Origin of the sequence: Rhodococcus sp. NPDC060090 (assembly GCF_042729855.1) — a bacterium.
GTDB lineage: Bacteria > Actinomycetota > Actinomycetes > Mycobacteriales > Mycobacteriaceae > Rhodococcus.
In genome coordinates this window covers 514,560-527,513 of record NZ_JBHWXB010000001.1, presented here as the reverse complement: position 1 = coordinate 527,513, position 12,954 = coordinate 514,560, and the positions used below count along the sequence as shown (strand labels likewise).

The 12,954-nt window shown below is 63.8% G+C and carries 11 protein-coding genes and 1 tRNA gene; 5 read left to right on the top strand and 7 right to left on the bottom strand.

Annotated elements, in window-relative coordinates:
• Window positions 1-229 precede the first annotated feature (229 nt).
• The 3 genes from ACFWCF_RS02335 to ACFWCF_RS02325 form a co-directional block, all read right to left on the bottom strand.
• Window positions 230-1,912 carry a hypothetical protein gene (locus ACFWCF_RS02335; RefSeq protein ID WP_378491089.1) on the bottom strand — a complete coding sequence of 561 codons (1,683 nt, stop codon included), beginning with the start codon at window positions 1,910-1,912 and terminating at the stop codon, window positions 230-232.
• 184 nt (window positions 1,913-2,096) lie between these two features.
• Window positions 2,097-2,170: transfer RNA gene (locus ACFWCF_RS02330), tRNA-Gly, on the bottom strand.
• 85 nt (window positions 2,171-2,255) lie between these two features.
• The gene (locus ACFWCF_RS02325; RefSeq protein WP_378491088.1) at window positions 2,256-3,077 is read right to left on the bottom strand and encodes an oxygenase MpaB family protein; all 822 of its coding nucleotides are present in this window, start codon (window positions 3,075-3,077) and stop codon (window positions 2,256-2,258) included.
• Window positions 3,078-3,165: 88 nt separating this feature from the next.
• On the opposite strand from ACFWCF_RS02325, the gene ACFWCF_RS02320 reads away from it, so the two are divergent.
• From ACFWCF_RS02320 to ACFWCF_RS02310, 3 genes are read left to right on the top strand one after another with little or no spacing between them, the layout of a single operon-like run.
• On the top strand, window positions 3,166-3,789 hold the full coding sequence (locus ACFWCF_RS02320) for a TetR/AcrR family transcriptional regulator (RefSeq protein ID WP_378491087.1): 624 nt from the start codon (window positions 3,166-3,168) through the stop codon (window positions 3,787-3,789).
• A 32-nt stretch (window positions 3,790-3,821) separates the two neighbouring features.
• Window positions 3,822-4,412 carry a dCTP deaminase gene (gene dcd / locus ACFWCF_RS02315; RefSeq protein ID WP_378491086.1) on the top strand — a complete coding sequence of 197 codons (591 nt, stop codon included), beginning with the start codon at window positions 3,822-3,824 and terminating at the stop codon, window positions 4,410-4,412.
• Window positions 4,413-4,452: 40 nt separating this feature from the next.
• Window positions 4,453-5,514 carry a beta-mannosidase gene (locus tag ACFWCF_RS02310; protein WP_378491085.1) on the top strand — a complete coding sequence of 354 codons (1,062 nt, stop codon included), beginning with the start codon at window positions 4,453-4,455 and terminating at the stop codon, window positions 5,512-5,514.
• Window positions 5,515-5,521: 7 nt separating this feature from the next.
• Here the strand turns inward: ACFWCF_RS02310 and ACFWCF_RS02305 are convergent, their stop codons facing one another.
• The 4 genes from ACFWCF_RS02305 to ACFWCF_RS02290 are packed head-to-tail and all read right to left on the bottom strand — an operon-like array spanning window position 5,522 to window position 11,908.
• Window positions 5,522-7,153, bottom strand: a complete 1,632-nt coding sequence (locus tag ACFWCF_RS02305; protein ID WP_378491084.1) for an ArnT family glycosyltransferase — start codon at window positions 7,151-7,153, stop codon at window positions 5,522-5,524.
• Window positions 7,150-8,619: a glycosyltransferase gene (locus tag ACFWCF_RS02300; RefSeq protein WP_378491083.1), complete on the bottom strand. Its 1,470-nt coding sequence runs from the start codon at window positions 8,617-8,619 to the stop codon at window positions 7,150-7,152. Before ACFWCF_RS02300 ends, ACFWCF_RS02305 begins: the two co-directional genes overlap by 4 nt.
• A complete protein-coding gene (locus ACFWCF_RS02295; protein WP_378491082.1) occupies window positions 8,604-10,082 on the bottom strand; it encodes an archaeosortase/exosortase family protein in 1,479 nt (492 codons plus the stop codon). Before ACFWCF_RS02295 ends, ACFWCF_RS02300 begins: the two co-directional genes overlap by 16 nt.
• On the bottom strand, window positions 10,079-11,908 hold the full coding sequence (locus ACFWCF_RS02290) for a hypothetical protein (protein WP_378491081.1): 1,830 nt from the start codon (window positions 11,906-11,908) through the stop codon (window positions 10,079-10,081). The genes ACFWCF_RS02295 and ACFWCF_RS02290 overlap by 4 nt, the downstream gene beginning before the upstream one ends.
• A gap of 417 nt (window positions 11,909-12,325) precedes the next feature.
• On the opposite strand from ACFWCF_RS02290, the gene ACFWCF_RS02285 reads away from it, so the two are divergent.
• Together ACFWCF_RS02285 and ACFWCF_RS02280 are read left to right on the top strand one after the other, a co-directional pair.
• Complete coding sequence (locus ACFWCF_RS02285; protein ID WP_378491080.1) at window positions 12,326-12,610, top strand: SelT/SelW/SelH family protein; 285 nt, start codon at window positions 12,326-12,328, stop codon at window positions 12,608-12,610.
• A 30-nt stretch (window positions 12,611-12,640) separates the two neighbouring features.
• On the top strand, window positions 12,641-12,856 hold the full coding sequence (locus ACFWCF_RS02280; RefSeq protein ID WP_378491079.1) for a hypothetical protein: 216 nt from the start codon (window positions 12,641-12,643) through the stop codon (window positions 12,854-12,856).
• The last annotated feature ends 98 nt before the right edge of the window (window positions 12,857-12,954 follow it).

Below are 12,954 nucleotides of genomic sequence, written 5' to 3'. Positions count from 1 at the left end.
AACCAGTAGACTTCGTCACCGGAAAGGTGCTCCTCGAACTCGCGCGAACATGACCCTCAGCAAGTCATATTCTTGCAGTTCAGAGCACCTTTCTTTGTGAGCGACACAGGCCCCCTGCCGATTCGGCGTGAAAGCACGAGGCTAGGCTCCGACATAGTGTGCGCGCGGGAATTCGCGTTCCAGCATTCTTGAAGTCGTTGGGTCTCGATCGGAGGTCCCCGTGATCGCGCTACGATCGCGTGTTCGGCATGTGTTTGTGCGGACCGAAGAAGCCGACGTGGATGGTGGCAGTTGGATTGTGCTCGTAGAAGTAGATCCGAGGCGAGAGATTGCCGCCACCTTCGGCGATCTTGATATGGGCCTCCATGTAGACCTCTCCTGTGGGATCCACATCAGTCGACACGGAGAGGACTCGCGCGTTGCGATACCTGGGGCGATTGCGGACCGTGTCCGATTCGCGCATCGCGAGTGCATTGGTCGCTGCGCGCCAGGCTAGCGGGTGTTTCGAATCCTTGCACCAATACCAAAAGTTGGTGGGAGGTTCGTCTGACGCAAGCTCACAAGCGTAGGCGTGGAGGGCACGGAAAGCTTCCCAGGTGCGTTGGCCCCAAGTCTGTCCCGTCACGGTGGCATCAAGGTCTTCGATGTCGCGAAGTGCCTCGTTGGGAATGACCAATCGATCGTGAAGGAACTCCCGGGCCTGGCGCACGGCTTCGCTGGAGCTCGATGCCGTGCTCGGCATTTGCAAGCGTGCGGCTTCCGATTCCCAATAGGATTCGTGCTGGTCCAGTTCGCTCAACTGTGTCAACGCATGATCGAGCCGACGCTTGTATGAGTCAGCTAGATCGGCAAGTTCGGACTTCTCCGTCTGTGTGGCTTCGAAGTCGATAGCTAGTCCCAGGTAGTCATCGTCCTTCTGGGTCAGCTGGTCTCGAAGGTTCTCGATCTCGTCTTCCGCGACTTGGAGGAGTTCACGGTCATCATCTGCGCCATTGCTGCGCTGTTCGTCAAGTAGTGCCTTCGCTTCGTTGAAACTCGTTGGTGGCCGACGAACCGCAGATAATGGGCCAAGCTTGCTCGCGATGATCTTGGCTGCGGTCCCCTTGTTTCCCATGTACCTGCTTGCGGTAACGAAACGGTGCCGCCACGAGTCGTTCCTCTGTGCGGGGTCCAGATCTTTCAGGTAGATGCGAAATGCCCCGTCGCGGACACCGTGGTCGTCTCCCAACGCCTGGCTGAACGCGTTGGCTGCTGCTTGGTCGACGACAACGATCGTGGCAATCCCTGCCACCTGTCGTGCGGTCAGATTCACAATGTCATCAAAGGAGTATGTACCCGGTGCAAAGGCCGCAAATCGGCCTGGATCTTCCACGAACACCACAATGGGTACAGATCTGCTGAAGTCACTCACGGTCTCGGCGAGCGCTGTGCCTGCTTCCGAGCCGCGATGACGCGTCGGCATTGTCGACAACGGCATGTCACCGAGCCGGACATTGGTGCCAGAGTCGATCAGCCGACGGGCAAGCCGAGGCGCAGCAGGTGATAGTCGCTGGACATCGACATCACCGACGACTGTGAGATCGATCCAAAGCCAACCCTCGGCGCGGCCACCCTCGGTTCTGATCACCCACGATCGGAGTGTGGTCTGCCACCGAACGCCGTCGCCGTCAGTCTCGGTCAGATTTGCACGAAACGCTGATGCGACGTCATCGTCGCCCGTCGCATGTTCGGTGGAAACGTCAAGATGTACCTTTCTACCGTTGCGTGTGATGTCCGCCGCGGCGCGTTTCGGGATCGACACGTCCAGTTCGCCGTTACTCTTCTCGGCTTCGATCCATCTGGAAAACTCTGCTTGAGCAGCCTCGCAAACGTCGCGATCGTCCTGCCAGATCGCGCGATAGACCAGTGCCATCTCTGCCCCCTTCTCTCGCCATGTCCCCGACGAGTGAAGTGAACCATGACCTGAATGTCCGGAGTAGTCGTAACGGGATGCATCCGGCCGGAGTTGTACCTGACTCGTACCTGCAGGGCTGGCCTGTGCCGACAGTAAAGGCCCTAGTCCGTCCGAATTCAATCGGTGACCAGGGCCTTTTGTGTGGAGCCGATGACGGGAATCGAACCCGCGTATTCAGCTTGGGAAGCTGATGTTCTACCATTGAACTACATCGGCACGCTGGGCTTTTGCCGATTCTCACCGGCTCCGGCCTACGCTCGGAGCAAACTTTAGCAGACTCTCCGATGACTATCGCAGACCCCTACACCAGTGTGCGTCCGGTCTTGATCCGCCACCGCATGTCGGCCAGGAGCAGTCGGTACGGCGCTTCGCGGACCGCGAGCGGAAGTCGCTTGTTGACCTTGCCGATGGCGCGCATGACGCGATCGAATCGACGTTGGTCGCGAGGCGTCCACGACAGCAGCATCTCGTCGCGGAACCGCTGCGGTAGGAAACCTGCGGTGAAGAACATGTTGATCGGGCCCGCCATCAGCGACACGGGCTTGGGTAGGAACTCCATCCGTGCGATGGAGAGCAGATGTTCGCGGATGACGTCGTCGATCCGAACCTTGTCGAGGCTCTCGTTCCAGTACTCCTCGAACAGTTCGCGGTCGGCAGGCCACATGTCGGGCTTGACCTGAAGTGTGGTGCCGAAGGTCGCGCCGCGCTGGTAGAAGTAGTCGACGGCGTGTTCGGGGATCGGCCCGTACAGCGCGCGGTGAACGTCCTCGAAGCCGCGGTAGATGCACGCGGCGACCCAGAGTTGGAGTTCGGGATCGAACGCGTTGTATTTGACGGGGCTTGCCCCTGTCGAGCGCACCTGTGCGTGCGCCTTGTTCACGCCGTTGCGGAAGAGTCGCTTCTCGTCGTCGGTGCCTTTCGCGGCGACGGCGAGGTAGCCGAGCGTGGTGCGGCTGCGTTTGTACGGGTGATCGAAGAGGCGGCCCGACTCGACGCGGCTTTCGTGGACTCCGTAGCCGACACCCGGCCACGACAATTGCATGATGATGTTCGCGGCGCCCGCGGCGAGACCGATGCCGTCCATCGCGTCGTCGAGACCTGCGGGTTTTTCGATCGTGGTCATCTCGGGTGCCCTCCCTGGCGCTAATTGATTACGACTGTACTCAGATGAAAGTCGGGCGTAAAGGACTGTTGCTGAGATGATGGGCAGCATGGCGACAGGACGGATCTACGGTGGACGCGCGGGCGACGAACGATTGGCCGATCGAAGGGCCAAGCTGATCGACGCCGGTCTGGACCTGCTCGGCGCCACCGACGGCGACCCGACTCTGTCTGTCCGCGGCGTCTGCAAACGCGCCGGCCTCGCGTCGCGCTACTTCTACGAGAGCTTCGCCGACCGCGACGAACTCACCGGCGCGGTGTACGACTACGTGGTCCAGCGCATCGCCGAGAGCACACTCGCGGCGATCGCCGAGGCGCCACGCGAAGATCGTGCGGTCGTCCGAGCATGCGTCGAGAACATCGTGCACGAGATCGCCGAGGATCCCCGACTCGGCCGCATGCTGTTCTCCGTGAGTCAGGCCAACCCTCAGCTCGCGAAGCGTCGACTCGACTCGACCCGCATGTTCGCGGGTCTGGTGATGGTGCAGGCAGAGGACTTCTACGAGGTCAAACCCAGCCCGCGCCTTGATCTCGCCGCCCACTACGTCGTCGGCGGTCTCGCGCAGGCGCTGACCTCGTGGCTCGACGAAACCGTACCGTTGAGCCAGGAGGAGGTCGTCGAGGAATGCACCGAACTGCTCGTCGCGATGGCCGCCCATCTGAACAGGAGCTGAGGCCGCACGAGCGAGGTTGTTAACCTCTATCCGTGCTGCTCTCCGATCGCGACATCCGCGCCCAGATCACCTCCGGACATCTGGGGATCGACCCTTACGACCCGGAGCTGGTGCAGCCGTCGAGCGTCGATGTGCGTCTGGACAGTTTGTTCCGTGTCTTCAACAACACCCGCTACACACACATCGATCCCGCGAAACAGCAGGACGAGCTGACCTCGCTGGTGGAGGTGCCTCGGAACGAGTCGTTCGTGCTGCATCCGGGGGAGTTCGTCCTCGGTTCGACGATGGAACGCTGCTCGCTGCCGTCCGACCTGGCGGGCAGGCTCGAGGGTAAGTCGTCGCTCGGACGTCTCGGTCTGCTCACGCACTCGACGGCCGGCTTCATCGACCCGGGCTTCGATGGGCACATCACCCTGGAGCTGTCGAACGTCGCGAACCTGCCGATCACGTTGTGGCCGGGGATGAAGATCGGTCAGCTGTGCCTGTTCCGGCTGACGAGCCCGGCCGAGCATCCGTACGGCAGCGCGAAGGTCGGATCGAAGTACCAGGGGCAGCGCGGACCGACGCCGTCGAAGGCGTACCTGAACTTCGTGCACGAACATCCTGACGCGCGTCCCAGCTGAATCGGGCAGCGACGCCGTTCCCGTCGGTTACCGTCGGTGAATGCGCCTCGCCGCCCTCGTCGCGTGCCTGCTGATCATGACGTCATGCGCGCAGGACACCTCCCCGCGACCGTCACCTCCGGAACAGCCGGGCCAGGTCTCGGTCGTCGGCGACCGACTCCTGCTCGATGGTCGAGAGTGGTGGCCGACGGGCATGAACGCCTATCAGCTGGCCACCGACTGGTCGCTCAACGTGGGATGTGGCGCGCAGGTCGACCTGGACGCCTTCTTCGGCTCGCTCCCGCCCAATTCGCTGACCCGTTTCGACGCGTTCCAATCGCACGCTATCCATCGCGACACGGGGACGGTCGACTTCACAGGGATCGACGCAGTGTTCGATGCGGCTGCGCGCCATGAACAGCTGGTCGTTCCGGTCCTCGCACCGCAGGACAGCGACTGCGACGCGGGCGGCTACAAGGAGCGCGGCTGGTATGTGGACGGCTGGCGACAGGTCCAGGACGGGCACTCGCTGAGTTACGAGGAGTGGGTGGCGAAGTCGGTCGAACGCTGGCGTGATTCACCGGCACTCGCGATGTGGGAGCTGCTCGGGGAACCGGAGGCGGCGACGTGCCCAGGTGGTGACTGCTCCCTCGAGCGTCGGCAGTGCCCGCCGGACGCGGCCATCGTTCTGAGGAAATGGACCGACGAGGCGGGGCGCATCGTGCGCGATCGCGACCGAGAGCACCCGATCACGTTGGGAACGATCGGGGGTGATCAATGTGGCACTGCAGGAGACGGATTCGTGATCGTGGTAGGTTCTCCATCCGTCGACGTCGCCCAGTACCACGACTACGACGACGGCCGGTTCCTCGCGCTACGCCTGGCCGAAACCGAGAAGCCACTCCTCGTCGGTGAGCTCGGAATCGAGGCAGGAAGCTGTCTCGCGCTGAACGAGCGCGCCGAGATCGTCGACGAAAGGCTCACTCACTACCGCGAACTCGGAGCTGCGGGGGCGCTCATGTGGGCGTCCGTACCCGACCCTCGTCACACCGACTGCAGTTACGATATCGGCCCGGGAGATCCGCTGCATTCGGTCCTCGCGCGACACATCACCGTCGGGTGAGCCACAGTCAGTTGTCGATCCGCCACAGACGCCACGTCGGCTGGTTGTCCCCGTCGTTGGGCACCTCGAGTTCGAGAGTGGAGATCTCGCTTCCGTTCTCGAAGATCGTCGGGTAGCGCCGGTTGACGGCGTCGGACGTTCCTCGCCCCTCGTTGGGCACCGTGAGGATGTACTGCACTCCGTACCGGTTGGGTGCGTTCAGTATCTCGGTGAAGTCGGTGTCGGACGGGACGACGTAGGTGTCCGGCCGGTCGGTCGCGGTGAGCACGGCGAATCCGTAGACGGTATCCATGAGTACCGAGCCAGGTGGCAGATTCTGTTCGTCGAGGTACTGCGCGAGACGCCGTTCGGTCGAGAACGACGCGATGATCCGCTCCTGCTGTTCCCTCAGGTCGGACGGGTCGTCGGGATCGGGGAACAGGACGGTGCGCAGTGCGTGCTGCTCCTGCGACAGTTCAGGATCGAGCATCGCGATGAAAGTGATCGGCAGGCCGCACGCGAGCAACAGTGCGCCGAGTGGAGCGAGACCACCGTGATCGGTGGGACGCGGAACCTCGTATGTGCCCGGTCTCCGCGACACGAACTGTCCGCGACGTGGCGCCAACTGGATCACCCACACTGTGAGCACGGGCACCGCGCACAGGTAGAAACGTAGGAAGGGGAACGTCGCGCCCCGCATGTACGACAGCATCGCGAAGCCGAGCACCGCACCGAACACAAGGAACGGGACGAGTGGTTCGAGGTCGCGGCGGCGCCATGCCACCACGATGATGACGGGAATCAACAGCGGAAGTGCCGGGCCCAGCACCACGATTTCCGCGACGGAGAACGCGAGCGCGGGCAGACCACCGGCAGAGCCGCCGCCGCTCTGCTCGATGATCGCCGCGTTGCCGTACGACGACGAGAACTGTGCGAACGCGTCGCCCGTGATCAGCCAGCTGATCGCAGCGAAGGCGCCGAACGACAACGCGATCGGCGACGCGAACAGGATGCCGTCGAGAATGGCGGGGTGCCAGGTGCGTGGCGTCGACCCGCGGGTCCGCCATCGCGCGAGGATGACGACGAACATGGTGGCAGCGCCGCCTGCCGCGAGCGCGTCGTACCGCGCCAGATAGGCGATGCCGAGCGCGACCCCGGCGATCCCGAGGTCGTGGATGTCGTCGGTACTGCACCAGCGGATCAGACGTCGGGTCGCCCAGCACAACAGCATCAGGAACGGCGCCTCGCTCATGCCGTTCGCGCCGTAGTAGACGATCATGGGGTTCAGTGCGAACAGCGCTGTCACCGTCCAGACGAGCCACGGTGCGCACCCGCGATCGCAGGCGATCTTGTGGATCTGAACGGCGGCGCCCGCCATGAACGGTGCGGACATCACGACGGCGGTGATCGCGAAGCGTGTGAGATCGGGAAACCAGCCCGACAGCGCGACCACGGGTAACTGCGCAATGGCCGTCAGGGGCGTGAACACGAATCCGATGGCGGCGAGGTGTGGGTCGCGGGAGAACAGCACCGTCCGGGCGGCTGATACTCGGCTGAGTGAATCACCCTGAAAATACTGGACGTCGAGAGCCAGCCACAGGCCGACGGCTACGTAGAGTGCGCACGTCGCCCAGAACACCCGAGATGAACGGTGCGTCATGAGTCTAGTCCGTGGAAGGTCTTCTCCCAGTAGGAGGGATTGCGGATGAGCTGATATGTGCCTTTGAGTGCGGCGATCGACATGAGCAACCAGTAGATCGGCACGGTGAGGCACGGCCACCACAGTGCCGAGTTCGACGTTTCCCGGCACGCCACCAGATTCATGTAGAGCACAGCAGAATTGCCGAACACCAGCGATATCAGGGCCGGAAAATACACGTACGCGGGGAAGATCTCTTCGATGACGTGCGGCTGTCCGAGGAGCCACATGATGGTAATCAGCCAGAACGCCATGTTCAAACACGCGATGATCGGTGTGCCGGCGAGCAGTGTGGTGAAGCGCCACATTCCGACGGTACCGATCGCCCGCCGAAGCTGCTGTGGTCGACGCATGTGCACGAGCCAGGTCTGGAGGTAGCCCTTGTACCAGCGGGAGCGTTGCCGAACCCAATTGATGGGATCGCTGTTGGCCTCTTCGAGGGTCGTCGAATCGAGAACGGCGGTGCGGTAGCCGGACTCTGCGATGCGCACACCCAGGTCGGCGTCCTCGGTGACGTTGTACGGATCCCACGCTCCGATGTCGTCGAACACGCTGCGCCGGATGTGATTGGATGTCCCGCCCAGCGGGATCGGCGAATTCGACGCCATGAGGCCCGGCAGGATGAAGTTGAACCACAGCGCGTAGTCGGCCGTGAACCATCCGGTGAGCATGTTCTGGGAACCGTTGTGGAAGGCCAGTTTTGCCTGTACGCACGCGACGTCGTCGCCCACGCGGTCGAACGCGACGATCACGCGCCGCAGCTGCAGTGGGTCCGGGCGATCTTCGGCATCGAAGATCGTGACGATCTCCCCGGTGCTGAAGTGCAGTCCGTAGTTGCACGCCTTGGGTTTGGTACGCGGATCTGCGGCGGGAACCTTCAGGATCTCGACGCTCACCCCGAGTCCGGCGGCTTCGGCCGCGTCGATCGTGACAGCGTCGTCTTCTTCGAGCAGCAAGAGCACCTGAAGCTTTGCGGCCGGGTAGTCGATCGCGTGCATCGCGGCCACGAGATCTCCGACGACTTCGGGTTCGTTGTACGCGGGCACCAGCACGGTGTAGGAGGGAAGCTGGTCGTCGGCCGGAGCGAGTGCCTCCTCGTCGCTGACGCGCACGATGGCGTCGCGGTTCAGACCACGCGAGAACAACAACAGTCGGTCGGCGAGCGTCGCGATGTAACCGAGCGTGCACATCGCGGTCAACGCGATCAGTGCCGGCTGTGTAACGACGACGAGGGCCACCACGAGGATGGCCAGCAACGACAGGGCGGTCCACTTCTGGATGGGTGTGAACGCAACCGACGCAGACGACACAGCACTGCGCTCACGTAACCCGAATACCGCGTCGTGCAGTGCCGCGCGTGTGTATTCGTCGTACGCCGTCGTGCCTTCCGGTGGTATGTCGGGTCTGGTGCTCAACTTTCTTGCCACTGTGCCTCCACGACTGCGCGCCCGACTTCGGTGAGCATCTCCCGGTCCTTGTATTCGGGATCGGTGTCGGACACCGATGCATTGCCGCGGAGAAGTATCTGAAGGAGGACTCTGATGTTGGCGACCGAGTTCGGTTCGGGTTGAGGGAATACGGCGTCGAACTCGTGGTTGTCGACGGTCAGCAGGGTGACGCGTTGGGCGTCGTCGCCGCGAGTCCAGATGAAGTTGAGCAGACTCCACGTGAGCAGCAGATCGTCGTCCACCACCGTGAAGTACTCGGCGGTGACGTCGTGTCCGAGATCGATATAGCTCTTCGGGCTGACCCGAGCTCCGCGAAGGTTGTACATCGATTCCGTGGGGTAGACCTCGAACGCGCCGACTCTGCGGATCTGCAGAGTCTGTACGGCTATCGTGCGTGGCCGCAGGAGTTGATCCCAGTCGGCGCGGGCCTCGTCTGCACGAATCATCTGGCGTCGGAGTGCCGAGGGGTCCCGGAAATAGCTGCGCGGCCAGTCGTAGTCGACAGAGCTGATCTGTTGCCAGCCCGCGGGGACCACCTGTGTGACCGTGCCGGCGGGAGGTGGCCCGGCCGCGACGGGAGTGAGCCGCTGGTCGGGGGGCGCGATGAAGGCCAGCACCACCGCGACCGGCACGATGTAGAGGGCGGTACGGCCGGCCTGGGAGGGAGTCACCGGGCTGGGCGGAAGCCTCCGAGGGGCAAGTCCGCGAAATCGGGCCAGATACGCACCGCCGCCGACAAGGAATGCTGCCACCGTGGGAATGTACTGGTACACACCGATCGCCGCGTCGGGCCACTGCACCGTGACCACTGCCAGAACACCGAGCCCGAGGACGAAGGTGATGGCGCCGACGGCCATCCCCCTGGAGTGTGAGGTGCGCGTCGCGATACCGACAGCCGCACACGCGAGAAACAGAGTCAGCACACCGGCGGCCACCTTCGTGCCACCCATCTGAACCAGGATCGCGCGGTACATGATCGGCGACGTGAGGAGCAACATCAGCCACGCAAACCAGTACCTCGAGGTGGCACGCAGCCCGAACATCGCCACGCACGCGCCGCACACGAATACCCACGCGGCCAGTACGTCTATGTGCATGAGCTGGTAGGTGGCCGCGTACCGGGGCATCAGAAGAGCCTTCAGCGCGACCGACACTGCCAGCAGTATGACGGCGACGATCGCATCGGTCTGCCGGTCGTGGATCGGCAACTCGTGTCTGCGCCGGTGGGTGATTCCGACGGCCACGAGCGCGGCCAGTGGGGGAATGATCAGCACGTAGCCACCTGTCGTGCCGGTGCGCACTTCGTCGAACAGTTCACTCCACGTGGAGTGGAACGCGACGAGCGTGGCCGCGACGATCACAGCCCACCGCACCCAGGTGTGTGCGAACGGATGTGGCGCCTTCTGCGCAGCCGTCGCTCGCGCGGTCGTCGAGATTGTCACCGCGGCCTCGGACGAGTGCGGCGTAGCGCCACGAGCACCACGGCCGCGACGATTCCGGCGGCGACGAGTGCACCGGTGCCGATCAGAATCCAGCGGACGGTGGTGGACACACCTTCTTCGGTCGGAACGAGGACATCGCCGCGTGGATCGACGAGCGCGACGGGATCACGCCCTTCCGCGGTGAACAGAACATGCCCGGCCAACTCCGGCCACCTGTCGGGCTCGGCTGCCAGCCAGCTCAAGGTTCGATCGAGTTCCGCGGGTGCGTCGGTGGATGTGGCAACGAGAAGGGTGCGGCCGTGGTCTCGGATCACCTGCAGTGACGCGTAGGTGACGTTGGTTCCGAAGGTCAGGCTCGTGGAGACGCCCCCGGCCCCGACCACCTCGAACCGTCGATCCTCGGTTTCGGTGAGCCGCAGCGGTAGGTCGTCGGGAAGGGATCCGTCTGCGGAGACGATCAGCGCGGGGGACGGCGATGCGAGCGCGTCGTCCACCGTCACCCATTCGGTGTCGAGCAGTATCGGCGTGAGCGACTGCAGCCCGGAGACGATATCGACGGCGCGCGCGGTATCGGCGATGCCAGTGCCCGTGGCGGCGATGTCGAACCGCGGCATGAGGGTCTGGGGAAGCGACGCGAACCCGTCCGGCACCGGCGGATCGGCGGTCGTACTGGAGATATGGGAATCACCGTCGATCATCACCGTCGCCGGTTGCGTGGTACCGCAGTATCGTTCACCGCCGGTGGCACGCAGCGTCACTGTCAGTTCGGTCGAGCGTTGCATTGCCTCCGCTGGGATGGTGATGGCACGGTCGATGATCCCGCTGGGCTCCGCAGCCCATGAGTCGAGGACGGTGTCGCCTGTCTCGATGGTGAGGAGCCCGCCCTCGGTGTCGGGCAGCGGTGTGTACGAGCCCTTCAGGTCGAGGTGGAGGTCGCCGACCGGTCGTCCGAAGCGTGCCTGATCGAGATACATCTCGACCTGGACGACGCCCACCGCCGTCGCGCTCTGGTCGCCGATACCGAGGTCGTTCAGCGTGGTGATATCGGGACTCTGCTGGGGCGGGATGATCCTCGGGTTGGCGTAGACCTCCGACGAGACCGCCAGCCCAGACCATGTCGAGGTCGCGATCCTGGCTTGGGTCGCGAGACTGTCGGTGTTGCCCTTCAGGTAGAGCGCCGGTGGCCCACCGGGTATCTGCGCAACTTCGGCACCGCTGTCGGCGCCGTCGGTCTCGGTCACGACGATCTGCCGCACGAACGGGCTTTCCGCAGCCGGTGGGATGCCGTTCGGAGGGGTTTCTCGGACGTCGACGGCCAGCGGTCGCCCCGTGTGGTACGTGGTGATGGCCGCGGCGAGACCGACCGCGGTGTCGGATTCGAGCGGACTCGGCTCAGCGGGCAGGTACACGTCGAGGCGCTCGAGGATGGGCGGCAGGAAATCGGCGACGACAGTGGGATTGGTGGCGGTACCTGTGTAGCGGACCACTCCGTCTCTCATCGCGATCGACCGAGTGGTCCAGTCCTCGGGGCAGATGTTGTCCCCTGCAAAGAGGTTCAGCCGGAGTGTGACGGCCGCCGCCTGGTTCTCGACGGTGGCTCCGGTCAGGGGGATGGAGAGGGGGACGGTAGCGCTGTCAGGTGGGAGATCCAGCCGCGACAGGAGACGGCCGTCGGACTCGACATCGATCGACCCCCGCGCAACGTTCGACGGCAGCTCCACGGTGGTGTCGAGCGCTTCCGGCGCCAGTCCGTCGGGGACGGGCACCGTGAGAGTGACGGAGTCCGAGTGCCCGCGGAAGTCGATGACCTCGCCGAAGCCGAGCATCTCGGTGTCGAAGCCGAGGGGCTGGGTGTCGTCGGGCGTAGGAGGCGCTGGATCCTGAGCGAACGCAACAGGGGTCGTAGCGCACAGGACTGTGACAGCTCCTACCGTTGCGAGTGCTGAGCGAAGAGTAAACCCGCTTCTCCGGTGCCGAATCACATGTGTCACGAAACCAGACTTGTCGTCGGTTTGCTCAGGAAGAGGATGATCTTGTCGCAGGACCTGACCAATCGGACAGTTTTTCGCCAATACTCGCGAGTAACAAAAAGCTGTGGATAGACTCGAAATGCGTCGTCCTCCTGTCCCCCCTGCGAGGACGACCGCGCGGGCCGGTACCCCCCATCTCCGGCCTGCGTCGAAGCCCCGCCGATCTCCACCACGATCGGCGGGGCTTCCTTCATTCGCGATAATCTCGTCCCCATGACAGCCACGGAACCCCGCGTCACCTTCGCCTACTGCACTCAATGTCAGTGGCTACTGCGAGCGGGGTGGATGGCGCAGGAACTGCTCAACACTTTCGGCACCGACCTCGCCGAGGTGGCTCTCGTACCCGGAACCGGTGGGATCTTCCGCGTCGCGGTGGGCGATGTCACGGTGTGGGATCGCAAGGTGGACGGCGGTTTTCCCGACATCGTCACCTTGAAGCGGCGCGTGCGCGACATCGTCGACCCCGCGCGCGACCTCGGGCACTCCGATCGTAAGTAGCGTTCCGGAGTTCGAACGTATGATCGAGTAGTGAAACTGTACCGAGTCGCGTCGGGATGGGCCGAGCCCGCGCCCTCGCATTGTCCGAACGGGCACCGGCTCGGCGCGAATCAGGTGCTCGTGGGTTCGCGGGTGTGCGACTGCGGCGACAGGCACCGCACGCACGCCTGCCGCGTGTGCGACGCCGTCGTCTATACCCCGCCGATGGGTCCGAAGTGTCGCCTCCGGGCATTCGACGAGCGGTGACGCAATTCAGTGCACGCGAGTGAGCAGATTGTTTTATGGTCGAACGGCAGCCGTTGCGCGAGGCCCGGTCGGAGTCGGGGAGGTTCTGGGCCGGGCCA